The 23,176-nt window shown below is 43.7% G+C and carries 19 protein-coding genes; 16 read left to right on the top strand and 3 right to left on the bottom strand.

Features of this window, described 5'->3' with window-relative positions:
- Positions 1-44 precede the first annotated feature (44 nt).
- The 10 genes from SD449_RS04830 (at position 45) to SD449_RS04785 (ending at position 8,771) form a co-directional block, all read left to right on the top strand.
- On the top strand, positions 45-674 hold the full coding sequence (locus SD449_RS04830; RefSeq protein ID WP_318309122.1) for a DUF3347 domain-containing protein: 630 nt from the start codon (positions 45-47) through the stop codon (positions 672-674).
- Positions 675-1,133 carry a heme-binding domain-containing protein gene (locus SD449_RS04825; protein WP_036385864.1) on the top strand — a complete coding sequence of 153 codons (459 nt, stop codon included), beginning with the start codon at positions 675-677 and terminating at the stop codon, positions 1,131-1,133. It begins immediately after the preceding gene.
- Positions 1,134-1,473: 340 nt separating this feature from the next.
- Positions 1,474-1,971: a YybH family protein gene (locus tag SD449_RS04820; RefSeq protein WP_036385862.1), complete on the top strand. Its 498-nt coding sequence runs from the start codon at positions 1,474-1,476 to the stop codon at positions 1,969-1,971.
- Positions 1,971-2,672, top strand: a complete 702-nt coding sequence (locus tag SD449_RS04815) for a PepSY domain-containing protein (RefSeq protein WP_036385860.1) — start codon at positions 1,971-1,973, stop codon at positions 2,670-2,672. The genes SD449_RS04820 and SD449_RS04815 overlap by 1 nt, the downstream gene beginning before the upstream one ends.
- A gap of 273 nt (positions 2,673-2,945) precedes the next feature.
- Positions 2,946-3,533: a helix-turn-helix domain-containing protein gene (locus SD449_RS04810; protein ID WP_036383511.1), complete on the top strand. Its 588-nt coding sequence runs from the start codon at positions 2,946-2,948 to the stop codon at positions 3,531-3,533.
- Between the two features lie 204 nt (positions 3,534-3,737).
- Positions 3,738-3,962 carry a heavy-metal-associated domain-containing protein gene (locus tag SD449_RS04805; RefSeq protein ID WP_090294903.1) on the top strand — a complete coding sequence of 75 codons (225 nt, stop codon included), beginning with the start codon at positions 3,738-3,740 and terminating at the stop codon, positions 3,960-3,962.
- Between the two features lie 111 nt (positions 3,963-4,073).
- Complete coding sequence (locus SD449_RS04800; protein WP_036385854.1) at positions 4,074-4,637, top strand: DUF305 domain-containing protein; 564 nt, start codon at positions 4,074-4,076, stop codon at positions 4,635-4,637.
- A 297-nt stretch (positions 4,638-4,934) separates the two neighbouring features.
- Positions 4,935-7,193: a heavy metal translocating P-type ATPase gene (locus SD449_RS04795; RefSeq protein ID WP_318309117.1), complete on the top strand. Its 2,259-nt coding sequence runs from the start codon at positions 4,935-4,937 to the stop codon at positions 7,191-7,193.
- Between the two features lie 27 nt (positions 7,194-7,220).
- On the top strand, positions 7,221-7,430 hold the full coding sequence (locus SD449_RS04790) for a heavy-metal-associated domain-containing protein (RefSeq protein ID WP_090297511.1): 210 nt from the start codon (positions 7,221-7,223) through the stop codon (positions 7,428-7,430).
- Between the two features lie 822 nt (positions 7,431-8,252).
- Entirely contained in the window at positions 8,253-8,771 is a 519-nt protein-coding gene (locus SD449_RS04785) for a DUF5004 domain-containing protein (RefSeq protein WP_318309116.1), read from the top strand.
- 69 nt (positions 8,772-8,840) lie between these two features.
- Here SD449_RS04785 and SD449_RS04780 read toward each other — a convergent pair whose 3' ends face one another.
- Positions 8,841-9,026 (bottom strand): CsbD family protein, encoded by a 186-nt coding sequence (locus tag SD449_RS04780; protein WP_318309114.1) that lies wholly within the window; start codon positions 9,024-9,026, stop codon positions 8,841-8,843.
- 318 nt (positions 9,027-9,344) lie between these two features.
- Between SD449_RS04780 and SD449_RS04775 the strand changes: the two genes are divergently transcribed.
- From SD449_RS04775 to SD449_RS04760, 4 genes are all read left to right on the top strand, one after another.
- Positions 9,345-10,355, top strand: a complete 1,011-nt coding sequence (locus SD449_RS04775; protein ID WP_318309112.1) for an AI-2E family transporter — start codon at positions 9,345-9,347, stop codon at positions 10,353-10,355.
- A gap of 137 nt (positions 10,356-10,492) precedes the next feature.
- Complete coding sequence (locus SD449_RS04770) at positions 10,493-11,107, top strand: nitroreductase family protein (RefSeq protein ID WP_318309111.1); 615 nt, start codon at positions 10,493-10,495, stop codon at positions 11,105-11,107.
- A gap of 172 nt (positions 11,108-11,279) precedes the next feature.
- Positions 11,280-14,222, top strand: a complete 2,943-nt coding sequence (locus tag SD449_RS04765; protein WP_318309110.1) for a PEP/pyruvate-binding domain-containing protein — start codon at positions 11,280-11,282, stop codon at positions 14,220-14,222.
- Positions 14,223-15,479 (top strand): serine hydrolase, encoded by a 1,257-nt coding sequence (locus SD449_RS04760; RefSeq protein ID WP_318309109.1) that lies wholly within the window; start codon positions 14,223-14,225, stop codon positions 15,477-15,479.
- On the opposite strand, the gene SD449_RS04755 is transcribed toward SD449_RS04760, so the two are convergent.
- Positions 15,466-18,273 (bottom strand): Npt1/Npt2 family nucleotide transporter, encoded by a 2,808-nt coding sequence (locus SD449_RS04755; protein ID WP_318309108.1) that lies wholly within the window; start codon positions 18,271-18,273, stop codon positions 15,466-15,468. The genes SD449_RS04760 and SD449_RS04755 overlap by 14 nt on opposite strands.
- 30 nt (positions 18,274-18,303) lie before the next feature.
- Complete coding sequence (locus SD449_RS04750) at positions 18,304-19,206, bottom strand: serine hydrolase (protein ID WP_318309107.1); 903 nt, start codon at positions 19,204-19,206, stop codon at positions 18,304-18,306.
- Positions 19,207-19,503: 297 nt separating this feature from the next.
- Between SD449_RS04750 and SD449_RS04745 the strand changes: the two genes are divergently transcribed.
- Both SD449_RS04745 and SD449_RS04740 read left to right on the top strand, forming a co-directional pair.
- Positions 19,504-19,932, top strand: a complete 429-nt coding sequence (locus tag SD449_RS04745) for a lipocalin family protein (RefSeq protein WP_318309105.1) — start codon at positions 19,504-19,506, stop codon at positions 19,930-19,932.
- A gap of 176 nt (positions 19,933-20,108) precedes the next feature.
- Positions 20,109-23,123: a WD40/YVTN/BNR-like repeat-containing protein gene (locus SD449_RS04740; RefSeq protein ID WP_318309103.1), complete on the top strand. Its 3,015-nt coding sequence runs from the start codon at positions 20,109-20,111 to the stop codon at positions 23,121-23,123.
- Positions 23,124-23,176: the final 53 nt, after the last annotated feature.

Here is a 23,176-nt window from a genome sequence, read left to right as displayed (position 1 = left end):
CCCCGGGCAATCAAAACGAGGAATTAATCTTAAAATCAATTACAATGAAAAGAACAACAGTTACATTAAGTACAATTGCCATTGCGCTTTTGACCATTACCGTGATTTCCTGTAAGGACGGTAAGAAGGAAACAAATGACAAGGAAGGAGCCCATATGGAGATGGGAACGGAAGAGGGCCATCACCATGAGAGCTCTGCGGGGGAAATGGACCACGGGACCATGGACCATGATATGGGTTCGTCCGATGCACAGGGCACATCCGTGATCGACAGCTACCTCCAACTGAAGGATGCCCTGGTGGCGGACAATAAGGATGAAGCGGCCAAATCGGGCCAAGCCTTGGCCAGTGCCTTGGGCAGCTTTGATATCAGCGGATACGATGAACAGCAACAGAAGGAGCTGTCCGATATCATTGAAGTGGCCAAGGAACATGGGGAGCATATCGCCAAAAGTGATATCGGTCACCAACGGGAACACTTTGAAGGACTGGGCAAGGATATGGTCGATTTTGTTGCGATAACCGGGACTTCCAAAACCTTGTACCAACAATTCTGCCCCATGTACAACAACAACCAAGGAGGAACGTGGCTCAGCGCAAGCAGCGAAATCCAGAATCCATTTTTTGGAAGTAAGATGTTGACCTGTGGTAAGGTGCAAAAGGAAATCAATTAAATGAAAGTACTGAAAATCATAGTATTGGTAGTGCTGTTGGGATTTGTGGGCATCCAGTTTGTGCCCACAGATCCCAACTTGAGCGATGTGGTTCCCGATACGGACTTCATGTCGGTGAACCAGGTTGCCAAGGATATCGAACACGATTTGCGGGTATCTTGCTATGATTGCCACAGTAACAACACCCAATACCCGTGGTACAATAAGGTCCAACCCATCGCCTGGTTTTTGGAAGAACACATCAAAGAGGGAAAGGAAGAACTCAATTTCAATGAATGGGGCGACTATTCGGATCGAAGAAAAAGGAGCAAACTAAAGTCCATCGCAAGTCAGATCGAAGACGATAAGATGCCCCTATCTTCCTATACCCTGATCCATAAGGATGCAAAATTATCGGTGGAAGAGAAAGAACGGATATTGACCTTGGTAAATGATCTAATGGAAGAATTGGATAATTGAAAATGACATGGAAATTACCCTAAAACCGGGACAAACGATATTGCTATTGTTGTTGGTCATGTCCGGTTACTATGAATGAGGAAATAAAGTCCTGAAAGGGAGGGGAACACCCAAAGTTGATTGGTTGGTGAGTTAGTTAGTTAATCGTTCCCTTCCCTTGTCAGGCACTAATGGAAAAAAAGGATGAAAGATTGTTGTCGTGACAATGGACCTGTGCAGCCGAAAAAGGCCATTTTAAAAAAATGGTTGGCCCATATCCTGTATGGGATCGTCATTTCGATTGTCCTGGGAGCCTTTATCATACAATATATACTAACCTAAACAATGTTAAAACAAACCAATGAAACGTATTACTTTACAGATTTTTCTAATGGCCGTATTTCTCACAGGGACAAGCTTTGGCCAAACAAACCCTAACAAGGAAAACCTAGACCAGGACAGGGCCGCTGTGCTGAGGATATTGGAAAGCTATAAAGAAGCACTGCAAAACTTGACCACGGAAGGTACCTTGGAGCTTTTTGCGGAAGATTCCGAAGTTTTTGAATCCGGGGGCGTGGAAGGCACCTATCAACATTATCACGACCATCATATAGGTCCAGAACTTGGACATTTCAACAGTTTTAAGTTCTCGGATTATACCATTGAAGTGAAGGTGGAGCTACCCTTTGCCTTTACTACGGAAAGCTATGTCTATACCATTGGCCTAAAATCGGAAAATGGAGGTGAGGGCAAAACGATCAGCAGAAAAGGGGTTGCCACCACCATCCTTAAAAAAACGGATGGGGATTGGAAAATTGTAAAGATGCATAACTCCTCACGGAACAACGGGAAGAACTAATGGTCGGAAGAAAAACATCGATGAAGGTCAGAAAGATACATAGATATCTTGGCCTATTTATTGGGATCCAGTTCCTAATGTGGACCATCAGTGGACTATATTTTAGTTGGACGGACATTGACGAGATCCATGGAGATCAATTCATCAAGGAGCATCCGGACCAGTCAGAATTTGGGAATTTAATTGCTCCCAATGGACACGGGAACGTTAAAATCAAATCTTTGGAAATGAGAAATATAGGGGGAAGTCCCTATTATTGGATCAATGGCGGGGTTTTGATGGATGCACAAACGGGGGAGATCAAAAAGGGTATCGATGAACAACAGGCCTTGGCCGTTGCTTCACAGTATATGTTGCCCGAACTTAAGGTCAAAAGTGTTGAAAGACTCACCCAAACAGGTGGGCAGCACGAGTATCGTGGACGTCCATTACCGGCCTATGTGATCACCTATGAAACGGATGAAAACCTTAAAGCGTATGTCTCAGAGACCGATGGGTCGTTTCAACGTGTAAGGCATCGGTCCTGGAGATGGTTCGATTTTTTGTGGATGACCCATACCATGGACTATGAGGGACGGGACGATTTTAACACCATGGTTTTACGGATTTTTTCCCTGATGGGATTGATTACCGTTTTGAGTGGATTCTTGTTGTGGTATGTCAGCTCACCAACGATCAGAAAATTATGGAAAAGGCGATAGTTCAAACACATTGACATACTTATTTGGCAAAGGACTCCTGTTAGGAGCAAATAGTTGACTATTGTGCCAGTTGAACCATTTTGGGAAAAATGAGCGAACTTAGGAGGCAAAGACGAAAGAAAAAAAGGGGGCTGGCGAAAAGGAAACGGGACCCGGCCAAGAATAGAAAGGAAAAAAGAATGAAAATCCTTGGCATATTGGCCTTGATATTGATCGTTATATTGGCAGTGGTCGTCATTTTTTTGAAGGCCCTGTGGAAATTCACTGCATGATATGGAAGTTGGGTCCAGTAAATCGAAAGATGTGTTGTACATCAAAAACATGGTCTGTCCGAGATGCATCATGGCCGTCAAAGGTATTTTGGACGATGAGGGCATTCCCTATATGAATGTGTCGTTGGGTGAAATAACCCTCAATGGGAAAATCACGCCTGAAAAACGGGAAGGTCTCAACGAACGACTTGAGAAAATTGGATTTACGATCATCAACGATCGTAAAGGTCAGTTGATAGAACAGATCAAAAACCTAGTGATTGAGGCGATACACTACACCGGACCCATGGAAAAGGTCAAATGGCCCGAATACCTTTCCGATGGATTGCATCTTGACTATAAGTATCTTAGTTCGCTGTTTTCCGCGGTGGAAAGCATTACCTTGGAGCAATATATCATCAACCAAAAGATTGAAAAGATCAAAGAGTTTCTTGTTTATGATGAATTGGGCTTAAAAGAAATAGCGTTTCAATTGGACTATAGCAGCGTTGCCTATTTAAGCAACCAATTTAAAAAAGTAACTGGAATGACACCTACACAATTTAAGAAAAGTGCCATTCAAAATAGAATATCGCTTGATGATATTTAACCTCTATCGTTAAGGTCGCAATACCTTCCCAAGGAACCAGCCTCCTAAACGCTATTTAAAAAACACCTTTCTTCGCAAATGGGTCAAGGTTTGTTTTTTTTCAAACAACGCCCTTATACAGAAAGTGTTACTTTTCCCATACGTGTTGGAACCAACATTGTTGATTCTATGTGTAAAATTGTTAAAATATAAAATCATCACAACATGAAAAGAAGATACCAAATAGAAGGAATGACTTGTGATGGCTGTAGGGGGCACGTTGAAGAAGCTCTTTTCAATGTGGCCGGTGTAGCCGATGTAGCGGTCAATCTAAAAAACGCAGAAGCTACAGTGGAGTCGCAATTTGAGGTCCCCCTTGAAAATCTACAAAAGGCATTGGAAAATAACGGAGGTCAATATAAAATACAAGCGATGAGCAAAGCCAATTGAACCAATATATGATAACTGGGACAGGTAAATTGTCAGGCCTACAATTGGAATGGAACAATACAATAATCGAAAGTCAAGGAATAATCACAATAACCAGATAAAATTTGCACAATGGAAGATAGTCAAAGGAAATCCAATAATTATTTAAAGTTTTTTGCGATGATTGGCACCTCAATGGTCGCCATGTTTTTTTTAATGTACACCCACTCATATCAAATCATTGATCATTTTTGGTATAGTGAGACTAGATTTTTCATGACTTTGATCATGGGGGGATCGATGATCATTATTATGCTGCTATATATGCTACAGATGTATAAAGACCGACGCAAGAACATGTCAATTTTAGCCTTGGGTGTTTTGTTGATTGCAGGTGGGATATGGCTGGTCAGGAGTCAGGTTACCGTTTCAGGAGTCGACTACATGGAAGGAATGATACCCCATCATTCCATTGCTATTTTGACCAGTAAACGTTCTCAAATAAAAGATGTCAGGGTACGTGAGCTTGCCAATGAAATTATCAAGGCGCAACGCAGGGAGATAATGGAAATGCAATGGTTGATAAACGACATCAAGGAAAATGGAATAGTGGAAACCGAAGCTGGGAAAGAAAAGCGGCCTATTCCTAAATTCGAGGGATCGCTTAGCGAAGAAACAAAGAATCTGGCCGAATGAGAGGCGATTACTTACTACCAATGCTTTCGTTTTGCCCCAAGTTCACTACAATGGTTTGTCCTATCGAATATATTCTAAACTGATCGGGGCAAATTCTCCAAAAAAGATTGACGTGGGCGAACCTGATCTCATAGATGTTGCCGAATTCTAAAAACCACTCACCAATTAAGGTTAAGTACTTGACGAAGAAAGGTAAAGGTTGATTTTTCGGAAAATTCTACAACTCTTTCAGTAAATAACGTAACAGTGCATTTTAGGTCTATTCTGAAATTTGTACCATACAAATCGGAGTAGAAAATGGATGCAATCGATATTATTGAGGACACCGAAAGGAAACCGAAGACGGTGTCAAAAAAATCTTTCCCGGTCACTGGAATGACCTGTGCTGCCTGTGCATCCAGCGTGGAATCCATGCTAGGCCATACGGAAGGGGTCTACAATGCCAGTGTCAACTTTGCCAATAGTACGGTCCTTGTGGAGTATGACAGTGCTATGGACCTAAGCGATCTTCAAAATGCGGTACGTCAAATCGGTTATGATATAATTGTGGATGCCGAGGATCCTACCGAAGTACAGGAAGAGCTTTCGAAAAAGCATTATGTATCCATAAAAAAGCGAACCCTTTGGTCCGCTATTTTGACACTTCCCATTTTCCTTCTGGGGATGTTTTTTATGGATTGGGTCCTGGGTAGGTGGATTTCGTTGGTACTTGCCGTTCCTATTCTGTTCTGGTTTGGCCGAAGTTTTTTCATAAATGCCCTCAAACAGGCCAGATTCGGTAAGGCCAATATGGATACCTTGGTCGCACTCAGTACGGGCATTGCCTTTTTGTTCAGTGCATTCAATACCTTTTTTCCTGAATTTTGGCTCAGTAAAGGCATGGAACCCCATGTATATTATGAGGCGGCCACAGTGATCATCACCTTTATTTCATTGGGGAAATTATTGGAAGAAAAGGCGAAATCAAATACATCCTCCGCCATAAAGAAATTGATGGGGTTGCAGCCCAAGACCTTAAAGGTGATAGCAGATGGGGAGGAAAGGGAAATCTCTATTTCTTCGGTCAAGGTAGGTCAAACGATATTGGTCAGACCGGGAGAGAAAATCCCTGTGGATGGAACAGTGTCCAAAGGAAGTTCCTATGTTGATGAAAGTATGATCACGGGCGAACCCGTCCCTGTAGAAAAGACAAAGGGTGAAAAAGTTTTTGCCGGTACCGTAAACCAAAAAGGAAGCTTTCAGTTTGTAGCTGACCGGGTGGGAGGGGAGACCCTTTTGTCCCAGATCATCAAGATGGTGCAGGAAGCACAGGGGAGCAAGGCGCCCGTACAAAAATTGGTGGACAGGATTGCCGGTATTTTTGTTCCCGTGGTAATGACGATTTCAGTGGTGACATTTATCACCTGGATGTTCCTGGGAGGTGAGGACGCTTTTACCCATGCACTGTTGACCGCAGTTGCCGTATTGGTAATAGCTTGTCCTTGTGCGCTGGGTTTGGCAACCCCCACAGCCATCATGGTGGGAATCGGCAAGGGGGCCGAACACAATATCCTCATCAAAGATGCGGAAAGTTTGGAGTTGGGTTACAAAGTAAATGCCATTGTCCTGGATAAAACGGGAACCATAACAGAAGGAAAGCCAGTGGTGACCGATATGGTCTTTGCGGACCATGTGACCGATCACAGGGGCCTGGAGCAAATTTTATATGCCATGGAAGGACAGTCCGAACATCCCTTGGCTGAAGCCGTGGTCTCCTTTTTAAAAAATAGAAAGGTAAATCCGATCGAAATTTTGAACTTCAATAGTATTACAGGAAAAGGTGTTCGCGCTGAGGCATTGGATGGAACCCAATACCTTGTGGGCAATCATAAGTTGATGGTCGAAAAAGGAATCGCCATGGATGACAACCTGGGGCACATGGTCGAAGGGTTAGAGCAGGAGGCCAAAACGGTCATATACTTTGGCGGTGGAGGCAAGGTAAAGGCGATTTTGGCCATTATGGATAGCATAAAAAAGTCCTCAAAGGAAGCCATACGGGAAATGCAGGGGAATGGTATGGAAGTTTACATGATGACCGGTGATAACAAGATGACAGCCGAAGCCGTATCACAACAGGTGGGTATCAAAAGCTATGAAGCCGAAGTGCTCCCATCAGAGAAAGCTGATTTTGTAAAAAGGCTTCAAGAAAGTGGAAAGGTGGTCGCCATGGTGGGCGATGGTATCAATGATTCGCAGGCACTTGCCCAAGCAGATGTCAGCATCGCCATGGGCAAAGGGTCCGACATAGCCATGGATGTCGCGAAAATGACCCTGATCACCTCTGATTTAAATGCGATTCCCAAAGCGCTGAAGCTCTCCCATAAGACCGTTATAGGTATAAGACAAAATCTTTTTTGGGCCTTTATATACAATATCATTGGAATTCCTATAGCTGCAGGGCTTCTATATCCAATCAATGGATTTTTGTTGGACCCGATGATAGCTGGTGCCGCTATGGCCTTTAGCAGTGTATCGGTCGTATTGAACAGTTTGAGGCTTAAAACGATTAAACTATAGTAATTTTCTAATTTAAAATCGATGAACATGAGTACATTACAATTCAAATCAAATATTAAGTGCAGTGGGTGTGCCAATACCGTAAAACCATTTTTGGATAAGGTGGATGGCGTGACCGATTGGTCTGTAGACTTTGCTTCCCAAGACAAATTGTTGATCGTACAGACCACAAGTGCCACGGAAGAGGAAATCACTTCTGCCGTTGAATCGGCTGGATATCATTTGACCAAGAAATAAAAGGAACGTCCAGAAGAATATATTAAAAGGTTCGAATAGGATTGGGGGTTACCTTAATCCTATTCGGGTTGTATAAGTTTATTGGATTTTTCTACACAACTTCGGTATAGGCATGGTCATTGGTAGTATTGAAAACATCACAAGATTCAGGTATCACTGCAATCAAAATCTCTAAACTCGATCGTGTCCATCATGTAAGGTGGACCAGTAATGGCTTGGCTGGAACACCGGTGGCAAAAATCTAAATCTTGTAATTTATACGGCTAGGTTAAAATTGACAATCAAAGTTCTTATTATATCTGCTTGTCGATAGGCCGAATAGATGCTTAACTTGTTTGTGATGAGCTTTTGAACTCACAAAAATTCCTTTGTCTATTTTGATTTAAAATTAAATAAAACAAGATGGTGTGGTTTGATTTTAAATATCGATATTTACGTTGTGAAAATCATTATTTCACACGAAGATGTCCTATGGGATGTCCTATTTTGGGAAAATCGACATAATATTCTGGATATTAATGGGTTAGCACCTCGTCAAGAGGTCAGTCATCCCGACTTACCTTATTTAAGTAAATTCAAAACACTGTTAATCTTATGATTTTCAGTGTTTTGTGTTTTTAGGCATATCGTTTTGAATATTCACGCAATTATGTTGAATTTTGTATACCATTGATAATCAATGTATTTTTAAATTTTAATGGAAAAAGATTCACTCCAAACCAAGCATTGCAAACAACACAATTTGTAACGATATCATAATTTTAACACAACCATTTGCGATTTAATCCATCATTAAGGAAACGTTTAAAGCTAAAAGTGAAAATGAAGAATAAGTTTTTAAGTATTGGAGTATTATTGTTAACAGGAATAGTTATGTTCTCTTGCAGTTCGGACGATGGAACGCAATGCCCTCCAGATTTTACAGGGGAATTATCTACTAATGAAGAAAAATTGGTAGGAGAATGGGTGCTGTCCGCTATCGTTGCAGGAGAAGCCCTGGATTTGACAGATGACGGGGTCGATAACCCATCAACGAATCTATACGGTCAGTACACCGATTGTCAGCAAGATGCAGTTTACACCTTTGGATCCCAGCGTACATTCTCCTACGAAGAGGGTCAAAATGCAGAGGACTGCACCAATAAGATTCAAACCTCTGGAACTTGGGAATTGTCGTCGAATACCTTGCGTTTAACAGCTTCTTGTACCATCCAGTCAACGACAGTGGAATTCAATACCGAGGCTACGGAGTTTAGCTTTGCGGAAACTTTCAATGTTAAGGATGTGACCGGAACCACTACCCAAACCACCATTGCGTTCACCTACGCCTTGGTTCCCTAACAGTCGAATGAAAGAAATAGAAACAAAAAAATCTCCGAAGCTTCGGAGATTTTTTTGTTATAAAATCATTTACAGGCTTTCGATTTCCTTTTTCAAGGCTTCTTTGGATTTTCCTGTTTTCTCTTGTATTTTTCCCAACATCTCATCGAACTTTCCTTCAGAGTATGTTAGATCGTTATCGGTAACCTCACCGTATTTTTGTTTGAACTTACCTTTTACTTGTTTCCATTTGCCTTCTAACTGATCATTATTCATAGTTGTAATTTTTAGGATTAATAATACTTAAATCTACCTCTTTCATGGGCAAGGTGTTGACTGGAACACGCCAATTGTTGACGCAAAAGCATAAATACCCGGATAGGGGAAAATCTTAAAGTTCATATCTTTTTTAGAGTAATAATAATCTCGAATGGGACAATCTTACCAAAACTAATTTGTCAACTTGAAAAAGATTCAATAGTTCACCCTGCTACCAAAAAAAAGCTTGTACATCCAGAGCAAATTGAATCAGTAAAAGACCCTTGTTTTCCCCATCAATGGTTAAATATTTTGCCCCTAATCAGTAAAAAGAACATGAAACACATACACCCAAAAATCGTTCGCCAGATTTTTATCCTGCTCCTTATCCTTTTAATGGCAGGGTTGATTTTTATCGAAATTGCTCCCTATTTCTCTGGAATTCTTGGGACCATCACCTTATTCGTGCTATTGAAAAAACCAATGAAAAAATTGGTCGAAAAGGGATGGAACCCAAACTTAGCTGCGGGCCTGCTGATGATAGCTTCCTTTTTTGCCATACTCCTGCCAATTTCCGGGGCATTTTTTATGTTGGGGAACAAAATCAGCAAAGCGGTGGACAATACAGATAAGATTACATCCATGATAAAGTCCCAATTGGAATATTTGGAGAATGCCATCGGGTATAAGTTTACCTCCAACATAGATGCTTCTGCCGTTTCCAGCTGGTTGTCCGATAATCTTCAGGGACTTGTGGGGGGGACGTTCAATACCGTGATTGCCATCTCCATCATGTATTTTATATTATTTTACATGCTTACTAACCGCAAAAAGCTCTACGAGTCGCTTTATGACTATATTCCCATCAGCAACAAAAACCTTAAGGTAATTGGTACCGAGGTAAACGATATTGTAAAGGCCAACACCTTGGGGATTCCATTGGTCGCCCTTGCCCAAGGACTGGTCGCCCTGTTGGGTTTTTTGATTTTTGGTATAGAGAACCCATTCTTCTGGGCCATAATGGTGACCATTGGGTCCATGATACCGTTCGTGGGAAATTTATTGGGTACCATCCCTGTTTTTATTCTGACCCTTTCCAATGGTCAAAACTTCCAAGCATGGGGTATTCTTTTGTACGGAATGATCGTTGTAGGATCCACGGATAATCTGATACGGTTGTACATTCTAAAAAAATTGGACGATGTCCATCCCCTCATTACATTGATCGGTGTTCTGGTAGGTATTCCCTTGTTTGGGTTCATCGGTCTTGTTTTTGGTCCATTGCTTATCAACCTGTTTATGGTGATAGTGCGCATCTATAAAAGGGAATATGGAAAAGAAGAGTAAAAAAGCCCCCACGAGATTGAACAGCATCGGTTTTTATAATGATAATATCCAAAAACCATTAGCGTCAACATAATATCGAATTGAGGCAATGCAAACCACTTAATAATCTTTTCTTAGAGAGAAAACAGCAACTAATTATGATTATTACCTCAGAAGAAGACCAAATTCGGTTAAGAAAAATAGCAGATACAGAATATGAGATATATGCCTTGCTCAAGCAACGCTACAGCCCACGCATCTTTAAGGACGAAAAAATAAAACCGGGGCAGATCAATCAACTTTTTGAAGCTGCCCGTTGGGCTGCAAGTTCTTACAACGTACAACCATGGAGATTTATCTATGCAGAAAAAGGCTCCGAGGCCTACGACAAAATAGTGGATTGCCTTAGCGATTTCAATCAACAATGGGCAGTAAACGCACCGCTCCTAATGTTGGCCGTTTACAAGGAAAAGAATGAAGAGGGCAAAGAGAATTTTCACGCGCCCCACGATTTGGGACTTTGTCTGGGAAATATGACAATACAGGCCCAATACATGGATATTGCGCTGCACCACATGGCAGGAGTAGATTGGGAAAAAGCTCAAAAAGTATTTAATGTTCCTGAAGGTTATCATGTGTCTTCTGCCATTGCCGTTGGCTATTATGGAGGTGATATGGAAAGCTTGCCCGAAGATTTACAAGAAAACGAATCCGCTGAGCGTACTAGAATGCCTCAAAAAGATTTCGTATTCAAGGGAGAATGGAAGGACTGATTTCATATTCTCCAAAGTAAAAATTCTACAAGAATCCCCAACGGTTACCTCATGGGGATTTTTTGTTCCTTACAATCAAAACCACAAGACGATCTATTTGCAAATATTTACCCAATTTGATGGTGGTTATGTGTTTATGAAATACTTTTATCCTGTTAATTAACTGTTCTAAATGAGTAAGTTATTCCATAAAAAAAGATTGAAAATCAAAAATATAGTTCACTTGTTCATTGGGTTGATCATGCTCGGCTGCCAATTTGGGTTTTCCCAAAAAACGGAACCCAAGGATATCACGGCAATGATCACCAAGTTCAAGAACGATATCCGCGGACCGTACAAGGACATTCGATGGTTCTGTACCGATGGAAGCATAAGGGCGCCAAAGGATCCATGTCCTGATAATATTGGTCCAGGCGTGCAACATGCCCGCTACAAGGATGAAGTCGTTGCCTTGGGAAAATCAAACCATATTTTTTTGGGCCAGATTTTGGCCTATACCGATAAGGAACCCTTTTGGGATGCTACTAACGACCATGCCCGTTTAAAACAGTACCAGCTGGAGAAATACCTTAAAAGCGTGGATGATGGTTGGATTAACCAAAAAGGGCAATTCTACAGGGGGTCGGTTCAGGCAGAGGATGAGGAAGCTTGGGGAATCGACTTCTACAAATGGCTTTTGGGAAAAGATGAAATCGTAAGAAACGAATATTTCTTGATCAGACAATCCTTGAAGGATGTTCCCCATAGCGGTGATGACAATGTTGCCCAGACCATGCGGAGCCAATCGAAGATCATATCCGATCTGTACCTCCCTTTTATGGACTTACGGGTAAAAATACATAGCCAGCCAGAAGAGGGCGATATTCAAAAAGTAATCCAATTCAAACAGAAGCACAGTGCCAAATTATCCAGCGAAGTCTCCACCAAGTTGGACGAATTGGTCAAGGTGATGAAGGAGTTCCATAAACCGATTGACATCAGCTCTTTGACAAAAAAGGCTTCGCTGACCAAGGGAACACCGCTGGGAAAAGCAATTGAAAGCTTTGCTTCCAACACCGATGTTAGGAACAACCCAGAGCTATTGCTGGAACAATCCTCACAACTCCTGTTCGATATCCGCGAAGGACTTTTGGAAGAAAAAAGGCCGATGGCACGCCTTCAATTGCTCGATGTTTCCCTAAAACTGGAAGAAATCGTTTTTAAAACATCAGCCGATTATCAGCCCCAGAACCTAAAGGAACTTTTGCATAAAATCTGCTATTTGGGAATGGCCGTGACCGGTGCCGGATACATTGAACAGTGGGAATGGGAGCAATTGTCAGGCGATTTAACCAGATATGAAGCCGACCAACTTTCGCTCGCGCAATTGACCGAAGTGCTGAACCGTGCCCGGTCTGCCGTGGAATGGAGCGCAGCCATGGTCAAGGCCAATTACGATACAACCGTTAAGGAATTTGTGGAGTTTGAACCTTTGGCCGCTGGTTTTGTGGATGACAAAATCAGGGGTTCGGTGGCACTTCACCTGGGTCAGAGCGTGGGAGAATTGGGCAACTTGATAGCCGAAGAGTCCCAACTGGCCAACAAGGTGATGGATGTCGGGAACCAAAGCACCATCCGAGGGCTCAATCCCGGTTATGCCTTTGGGGAACTTGTGGTCATTGGGGGCAGCTCGGATGACATTGAAGTCTCTTCGGATAAGATTTATGTGTTCCAACGGCCTCCGTCCGACTTGAAACCTGTGGCCGGAATTGCCACGGTGGCGGAAGGCAATATGGTTTCCCACGTACAATTGTTGGCCCGTAACCTTGCCATTCCCAATGCCGCGTTATCGGACCAAAATCTTCAGGACCTTAAAAAATATGATGGACAACGAGTTTTTTATGCAGTTTCCAACAAAGGGAACGTCATCATGAAACCGGAAAGCCAAATGACGGCCGAGGAAATTGCCCTGTTTTCCAAAAAAGAGCGCAAGGAGGAACGCATTGAAGTGCCCATCCAACAAATCCGTTTGGATGAAACCAATGTGTTGAACCTTCGCAACGTGGATGCCGATGATTCAGGAAAATTGTGTGGTCCCAAAGCGGCCAATTTGGGCCAACTCAAAAAAATGTTCCCCGAAAAAGTAGTGGAAGGTTTGGTGATTCCCTTCGGGATTTTCAGGGTTCACATGAACCAAAAAATGCCTGACCAAGATGTTTCTTATTGGGATTTTCTGACCAATATGTTTAAGGAAGCCGATAAAATGACGACATCGGGAATTTCTGAAAAAGAGGTCGAAAATTACCAACTGCGCCAATTGGAAACCTTGCGCGCCGCCATCAAAAAAATGCCTTTGCAGGATGATTTTGTGAATCAACTTGAAAAAGGATTCAAGGACGTACTGGGAGCTGAATTGGGAGCCGTTCCCGTATTTCTGCGCAGCGACACCAACATGGAAGATTTGAAGGATTTTACCGGTGCTGGCCTTAACCTGACCATCTTCAACGCAGCCGAAAAAGAGAAGATTCTGGAAGGCATCAAGGAAGTTTGGGCCTCACCCTATACCGAGCGTAGCTTCAAATGGCGGCAAAAATACCTATTGAATCCCGAGAACGTATTTCCATCAATTTTGGTGATTCCAAGTGTGGATGTGGATTACTCTGGGGTGCTCATCACAAAAGGAATCGGTGCGGGCACCGAAGAAGACCTTACAGTGGCCTTCAGCCGTGGTGCAGGAGGTGCGGTGGATGGTCAGGCAGCGGAATCGTACCTCATCAAAGAATCCGGTGGATATGTCTTGTTCGCCCCGGCCAGGGAAAAACGCTACAACACCTTGCCAAAAACTGGTGGAACCGGAAAGGCGATCGCTACTTTTCAAGATCGGATATTGAGCGAGGCGAATATCAATGCCATTCGGGATCTTGCCACTACCATCCGTGAACGCGTGCCCAAGGAAACCCATTCGGACTACACAGGAGCTTACGATGTGGAACTGGGATTTCAGGACAATAAACTATGGCTGTTTCAGATAAGGCCCTTTGTGGAAAATAAAAAAGCGCTTGGTTCCACCTATCTGGAATCCATAACCCCAAGGATAGACCTTTCCAAGCAAATTTCACTTGACAAAAAAATATAGATGAAAAAGATAGTTCTTATTGTGGTTTTTGGGATGTTCTGTATCGGTTTTTCCGAATACTATCCTATCGATGGATATGAACGCACGGGCATCAAAAGGCTCAAACGGTTGGAATTGATCAAAAATGGAGAGATCAAGGACGCTAATACCTTGCCTGCCGGGGCCATGAAGTCGTGGGAGGATATCCAATTGAACCTTCTTTCCCGACAATCGGACAGTGTGGGCAGTTTTTTGGTGGTTGATGAATCCTTTCAAAAGGATATCAATGCGCTTTTTCGCGGACTGGACAGAAGTTATTCGCTTACCATATTGGACATTTCGGATGTGGACAGTGTTCGTTATGCCGAACGAAACCCGACCTTGGGCTACCAACCGGGGAGCGTGGGCAAATTGGCAGTACTGACAGCGCTTTTTGAGCAATTGTCTAAGATTTACCCAGATTCCTTTGAAAAACGCACCGAATTGTTGAAGCAAAAAACGGTGAAGGCAGGCGTTTGGGGACTCACGGATGAGCATACCATTCCTATTTACAATATTGAAAAAAACACCTTGGTGAAAAGGCAGGTGGTTGCCAGTGATGTGTTCAGTCTATATGAATGGGCGGACCACATGCTTTCGGTGAGCAATAACGGAGCGGCGAGCATCGTTTGGCGCGAAGCATTGCTGATGGCCGCCTTCGGCGAGAAATATCCAGAACTGACCGAAGAAGAGGCCATGGCCTATTTTAAGGAAACCCCGAAAAAGGAATTGACGGATTTGGCAAATGATGTGGTGAACCTGCCGCTTCGCTCTTTAGGAATCACGACCGATGAATGGCGTTTGGGAAGCTTTTTCACCCGAGGTGCCAATACCTACGTAGGCGATAAGGGCGGTAGCATCGGGACGCCCATTGGTTTGATGAAGTTTTTGGTACAGTTGGAACAGGGCAATGTGATAGATGCAGCGAGCAGCCTTGAAATGAAACGATTAATGTACATGACCGATAGGCGGATTCGCTACGCGCAATCCCCAGCGTTGAAGGAAGCAGCGGTTTATTTTAAATCGGGGAGCCTCTACAAATGTGACCGAAGCAAGGGTGAAGAATGTGGGAAATACATGGGCAATGTCCAAAACTTTATGAACTCCGTCATCATTGTGGAGCATCCGGACAATTGCAGGTATATGGTAGTCTTGATGACAAACGTGCTCCGGAAGAATTCCGCCTCCGACCACATGTATCTCGCCTCCGCCATCGATAAAATCGTTAGGAAAGGGTAGTGCCTGAAATCTCGGCAAGAGCTTTTTCGGCAAAATCCCGCACTTTTTGGTCGTCGTCCGTTCCAAAACGGCGCAAAAGAGGAATGTACCGCTCGTCCCGTTGCTTGCCGATGAGGTAAAGTACCGCAAGTTTCAGTTTTACATCCGGCACTTGCAACAATTGTTCAAAACACTCCATCTCTGATGGGATGTTGTGCTTTATTTTCTGGATGGCTTCTTCCGAGGAAAAATCCATTACGGCCTCTTCGATGATCGGCAATAATTTTTGTTTGAGGTTTCCCGTGAGTAGGTTGTCCAAGAATTCAATGGCTTTGTTCCGTGCTTCCTCCTTCGGGCTGAGCAGTCCCAAATAGGCATTTTGCACATCTTCCTGCACATATTTCAACCCTAAAAGCTTAAAAATACGTTCCAGACCGGCATCCAAGCGTCTTTCCAACAATTCCAACAAAGAAGCACGGGCGTCCCTTTCCTCCATTTTGATCTCCGCCCCGGATTTTTTCCGGTTTCGGTAGGAAATGATGATTTGGGTATGCATGGCCGAAAGCGTCTGATGGTACAGTTTGCATTCTTCAAAAATCTTTGCGATGACCTTGAACCGATTGAAATGCAAAGTGGGCCGTTCCTTTCGGATGTCGCTCAATGCACGCACCACTTCCAACCGAACGCTGAGGTCCACATCATCAAAAAGTTGGAACAAATAATGGACCGCTTCTTTGGATTTGAAGGATTTGATGACCAAGGGCACAAATCGGCACACCTGAAGTGGAATTTTCCGCTTTTTGACCAATGAAACCAGAATGGGCAGGATACGTGGACCATAACTGTTCAGCGCCTCCACGACCAAAGGTCGAAGTAATTTGTTGGGCAACAGGTGCAACAACTTATCAATGAACAAGGGACTCATGCTGATGCCCGAAGCCACAATGGCGGGTCTTACCAAAGCTTCATTTTTTGCGTCAAGATTATCCAAGATGATTGGATAAAATTGCTTGTACCCCGAAGCGCCAATGGCTTTCAGTACCAATGGGTCGATGGCGCCCGAGCTGCTTTCCAATCGGCTTTGCAACCTTCCTTTTAGGTCATATTTTAATTTTAAAGTATGGTTGCCAGCACTTTCCCTGGCCAAACAAAAAAGTGCCGTATCCCTGATCAGTTCCTCATCGGAATCGAGAAATTCATCAAAAACAAATTCCTCATTCTGGTCGGCGTGGAGCAGGAGGTATTCAAAAGTGGCCAACGTCAATTCCTCGTCACCATATTTCAAAAGCTGTGGAATATTCGCTACCATGGAAGAACTGTTCAAATAATACAGGTTTCGCATCGCGGCAGCTTTCACCTCCAACGAAGGATGTTCCAACAGTTCCACCACATCATCCGTGAACCTTCTGTCATTGATCTCCATCAATTTGTTGAGCATAAAAAGAATCTGCTCTTCGGTTCCATGGGCGAATACATTTCGCATTCCGCTCAGTACAGAAACCGGTTTAGTCCTAATGTCTACATGTTTATTCTTGTCCGTGGCGGATTCCAGATTTTTTTTGAAGGTGGCGTAGTATTCTTTCCGAAGGATACCGATAAAGAAAATCCACACCAGCACCAGAAAGATGATCAATACGGTGATGCTTGTGGTGCCGACATCCAGCCCCTTCACAAAGAAAATGAGCAAAATTCCTGCGACGCCCGTTGCCACGCTGTCCACCACCACATCAATAAAGGATTTGGTCTTGTTCTTCAGGTCGAAGGGCAGGGGAAGGGCCAACAGTTCCGAAGCGCTCTTGTTGATGGATTGTTTCAGCACCCCGTCCATCGCCTTGATGGCGACAATGGCAGACAACTCGGGTAAAAAAAGAAAAAAAACCGACCCGAACAATATTCCCAATGGCAACAGGAGCAACGAAAAGCCCACGCCCCACACCCCAACAATCCTGTGGGTGAGGAACAATTGCACCGCCAATGACAATAGGTTGAACGAAGAGAACCAAAACGCGAAAAAGGCGGTGAGTTCTTCCGGGTCCTCGATGGAGCGGGCGGCAAAATCACTGAAAAGGTAGTCCACCAACTTGGCCACGAGCACTCCCACGGCCACTATGAGCGCCATATAGGTCAAGTGCCTCGATTTTAATATTAATTTGAACGGATGCCCGTCCACTGTGGTGATCCTTTTTTTCTGTTTGAACTCGTCCAGTTTGTTCACGCGTAGCTTCCAGATGAACCGCAGGAGCGGGAAACAGCCGAACAGCAATAACGCAGCGATAAAGATCATGGCATCGTTGCCGAGCAATGGTGCAAAAATCGAGGTGAGGTAGCCACCAAAAATCCCTCCCAAAATGGCACCGGAGCCTATGAAACCGAACAATCTTTTGGCATCCCTTACATTGAAAACCAAGTTGGCCAGCACCCAAAATTGCGACGCGGAAAGCACTGCGTAAATGGCCACCCACGTGTAAAAAAAGAAGAGCAGGTAAGTGTTCATCAACTGCAGTTTCAGTAAAATACCCAAGCTGAGCAACACTGCGATGGAAATATAGAGCGTGGCTTTTATGATGCGGTTCAGTTCAAACTTTGCCAAGATCTTGGTATAGAACGCGGAACTGACAATGGCCGCAAGCGCCACCAAAATAAAGGCCACGGAGAGCTGTTCGGCACCGAGTTCGGACAGGAACAACGAGTTGATGGTGGGCTTGATGATCAGCAGGACCGAAATGATCAGGAAAATGTAGGAAAACATAAAAAGCGAGATTTTGTACTCGCCCTTTCTGATATCAAAAAAGTTGTTGGCCAGCCTGTAAATCATGGTGTGGCTATGGGTTTTTGGGTCCGATCACTAAATTTCGGGCTTTTTCAAAACTTTCTCTACAGGTTTCACCAAATTTCTTATGATTTCTTCGCCATTGGGGTCATCGATGAGCGCGACCAAGATATAACGACGATTGGAGGTTTTTCCCCAGACCAGAATGGAATCGGAGTGGTAGGTCTTCCAGGAACCCGATTTTCGGAACAACTGGGCACCGGGGGCAATTTTTTCAAGGGTGTTCACAAACTTGTGGTGCAGTTCGGGGTTTTCCATGATGCCCAGCATCTGTTTGGACCTTTTTTCGTTGACCAACTTGCCGTTTGCCAATAGGTAATAAAACCGGCACACTTGGGTCACGGATGCGGCATGGCTCAGATTTTTTAAAGGCTCCCTATAGGTGTCTCCGCCTCCCCCATATCGCTTTCCTACCCAGAGGCCACCGCCCATGCCCTCATCATAAAAGGCGTATTTGGGGTCGGTCATTACGGATTCTATTTTTTGGTAACCGATTCGGTCGATCATTCGGGTGGAAGCGGCGTTGTCCGATTTACTGATCATCAGCCGCATGTCCTTTTTTACCTCGTTGGTTTCCAGTAGTTCTCCTTTCTCAATGGCATCCATCGCGGAAAGAAGGATGGCTATTTTTGGGAGACTGGCCGCGTACATCATGTGATTGCCATTGATTCGGGCAAACCGTACTTTTTCGGGATTGCTCAGATCTACTATTCCGATGGCCATCTTTTTTTGGGAAATCAAATGGGACCAGGTTTCATTGTTCAAAAGCTCTTCTTCCAGATTTGCCTGAAGGGAGCTGTCTACTAATTTGGTAAGTGGCTTGATTTTGTCATTGCCAATTTTTAGGGGCAAACTTTGTTGGCCAAAAACTGGTGAAATGATTAGTGAAAAAAGTAGTGCATAAACTATCTTATCCATGAAAACAGCCATATTAAAAAAGTAATCAAAATTATATAATCTATCGGTTCGTATATGTTAAAAATGCATGGTGACGCTTTTCAGGTTGATCAGGAAAAATTGGGTCTTAGAGAGGTATCTAAAAATTAATTGTTAAAATAGGCTATCAGTTTTTTGTTTTATCCCTCTTTGAGGCATCTATTCGATAGAAATGAAGCAGTCCTTTAAGACGGTTCATAAATCACTGGTTGTAAATATTTTAAAATGTGCAGACGCAACTTATGGAGAATTGACCATCTTATTTTAAAAGTTGTTTTTATGAAAAAATTGTTTGTCCATTTCTTGTTATTTGGGTTGATGGTACTTTCTGTAGGTTGCGATGAGAGCAATGGTGATAACTCTACCTCGCAAAACTCGCTGACAGGAAAATGGAAGATGACAGCGGCCTATATCAGTGCCGGAGGGCCACAATATTGGGTTACGGTAGAGGATGGCGAGGAAATAGAATTTTTTGCCAATGGCACCTTTATTTCCAGCAGAAATCCGGAATGTAGAACGGGAACCTACGTTGTGGAAGGGGAAGAACTATCACTTGAATTTGACTGCGATGGATTTGAATCCGTAATGGAAAACGAAGAAGGTCTGATTACCTACAACATTGAGTTCAACAAAAATGAATTCCTGCTTTCGCCCACCAGTATTTTGTGTATTGAGGGCTGCAGCTACAAATACGTAAAAAACGAGTAGTCCCCAGAACAAAAGAAAGCGTTGTTTTTCTGCCAATAAATTTAAAAGGTCAAGGTTGTGGAATTCGTAATTCAATCCCATTCAAACTGGCAAGGCTGTAATTCCTGCCATTTACCATTTTAGATTGGCTAGGTATTTAGTAGATTTGGGAAGAAACCAAACTATCTAACTGACTCATGACCATAAGACAACGCTCATTTTATTTTTTATTTACGTTTTTACTGACTTGTGCAACCTTCGCACAAGATTTTGAAGCCCTGCAATACCGTACCATTGGACCTTCCAGAGGGGGTAGGGTGACCACCGTGACCGGAACCGCAATGCTGCCGGGTACTTTTTATTTTGGTGCTACAGGTGCAGGTGTATGGAAAACCGAAGACTACGGAACTAGTTGGCACAATGTTTCGGATGGATTCTTCAAAACACCATCCATCGGTGCCATAGAAGTGGCCGCCAATGACCCTAACATCATTTATGTGGGGACAGGTTCCGATGGAATCCGAAGCAACATCATTGAAGGAAAAGGAATGTACAAATCCATAGATGCCGGGAAAACGTGGGAGCACATTGGATTGGATAATGCAGGACAGATCGGCGCTGTGGAAATCGACCCTACAAACAGCAACATTGTTTGGGTGGCCGCTATCGGGAATGCTTTCAAGCCCAATAAGGAACGTGGAATTTTTAAAACCACCGATGGTGGAAAAACTTGGGAGAAAGTTCTTTTCGTGTCAGAAGAGACCGGATTTTCAGATTTGGAACTTCTGCCAGGAAACCCCAATGTGGTCTATGCCGCGGCATGGAAAGCACGGCGTACTCCTTGGACCATCGATTCCGGTGGCGAGAATAGCGAGGGCGGTATCTATAAATCCGTCAATGGTGGGAAAGATTGGGAAAAACTGGAGAAAGGACTCCCTAAAGGATTGATCGGGAAGATAGATTTGGCGGTCTCACCTGTAGATTCCAAAATACTTTATGCGGTCATTGAGGCCCCCGAGGCGGACCAAGGATTGTACAAATCCGTTGATCAAGGTAAATCCTTTACCCATGTTTCCGATGATGAACGATTGGTGAACAGACCGTTTTACTATACCAATATTGAACTGGACCCTACCAATCCGAATATTATTTACTCTAATGCCAACCCATTGATAAAATCCATGGATGGTGGAAAAACATGGAAGCGAATGAGCGTTCCCCATGGTGACAATCACGATATTTGGCTCAACCCGAACAATCCGGACCTGTTGATCCAAAGCAACGATGGTGGTGCCAATGTTTCACACAATGGGGGCGAGACGTGGTCCACCCAGTACAATCAGCCCACTGCCGAAATGTACCAAGTAGCCGTGGACGACCAATATCCCTATTGGGTCTATGGCGCACAGCAGGACAATACCACCATTGCCATACCCAGCAAGGCTCCTATAGCAACATCTCCAGCAAACGGAAGTGTAATGATGGATGTTGGTGGCTGCGAAACGGGACCCGCTATTCCTATGCCGGGAAACCACTATATGGTCTACAATAACTGTAAGGGTCGTTTTAGCGTCTACAGCAAAAAAACAGGCCAAAGTCGAGAGTATTCCATTGGTGCGTCCAATATTTATGGACACAACCCAAAGGATTTGAAATATAGGTTCCAGCGCGTGGCTCCTATCCATGTTTCTCCATATGACCCGGAAGTGGTATATATGGGATCTCAGTTCCTGCACAAAACAAGCAATGGCGGAAAAAATTGGGAAATTATCTCCCCCGACCTTACTGCCAACGAACCAGATAAGCAAGTGATTTCCGGAAACCCGATCACAAGGGATATTACCGGGGAGGAGTACTATAGCACGCTTTATTCCATCCGGGAATCCAAAATAAGCAAGGGTTTGATATGGACAGGCTCCAATGATGGTGTTATTTCCGTTACACAAGACGGTGGTGCAACATGGAAGAACGTTACGCCCAAGAAATTGCCAAAAGGGGGCAGGGTAGAGTCCGTAGAACCATCCCAGTTTGACCCGGCCACAGCGTACATTGCAGTGGATAGGCATTTGCTGGGGGATACAACCCCATATCTCTATAAAACGGACAATTATGGTGAAAGCTGGGAACTGATCAGTACGGGTTCCAATGGAATTCCATCCGATTATGTGACACGGGTATTGCGGGAAGACCCGGTTCGCGAGGGACTTTTGTACGCTGGAACGGAATATGGAATGTTCGTATCCTTTGATGATGGTGCCACATGGAAAGCATTTCAACAAAACCTTCCGGTTACTCCGATTACGGATATCACCCTGTTCCGCGGGGATTTGATTTTAAGCACCATGGGACGTGGATTCTGGATTCTGGATAAAATAACTGCGCTACGTAACGAAAAAATCAACCAACTGGGAGATGCGCCGGTATTGTTCAAACCGGATGATACATACCGATATGATACTCCATGGGGCGGTGGCGATTTTCCGAACTACCCATCAACCAGTGTGATCATGGATTACTATTTGCCGACAGATATCAAAGAGGGGGTCAGTCTTCAAATTACCGATGCGCAGGGCAAAGAAGTCGCGACCATTGTAAGCGACTCAACTCAATTGAAATCCACCACTGAAAAAGTGGATGACATGAGCCTTAGCATGACCTTTGTATACATGGACGAAAAATTGGAGACGAAGAAAGGACTTAATCGCTTTAAATGGAACCTACAACAGAAAGGGGCTTGGGACAAAAATAAAAGCAGAAGCTATAAAAATGGACCTATGGTGCTTCCCGGTAACTATACCGCAAAACTTACCGTGGGCAACCAATCCTATGAGCAATCTTTTGAAGTTCTGATCGACCCAAAACTCGAGGATGATGGAGTTTCCTTATCTGATATGAAAGAACAGCAAGAACTCCAATTTAAGGTGATAGATCTGTTGTCAGAAGCCAAAATGCTTCAAGATAAGGTAGAGAAGAAAATCAAGGAACTGGAAGAATCCAAAGTGGGCGAGGCTAAAGTGCAGCATTACAAGGATATTTTGAAACAGCTCAAAAATGATGAAGGCGCCTACCCGGAAGTGGTGATGGTGGCCCAGATTTCATATTTGTACTACATTTTGAGCAGTGCCGATAAGCAGCCTGGCCAAGAGGAAAAAGAGCGGTACCAAGAACTTTTGATGAAGTTTAACGAACTCAAGGAAAAGGCGAACCTATAATTTAAAAGAGGTCGTTTAAAATACTGTTTTGCGTCAACCAGAACTTGTTTCGG

The sequence above is a fragment of the Flagellimonas crocea genome (assembly GCF_033441595.1).
Taxonomy (GTDB): Bacteria; Bacteroidota; Bacteroidia; order Flavobacteriales; family Flavobacteriaceae; genus Flagellimonas; species Flagellimonas crocea.
The sequence above is the reverse complement of the archived record's forward strand: the minus strand, read 5'-3'. Positions and strand labels throughout refer to the sequence as shown.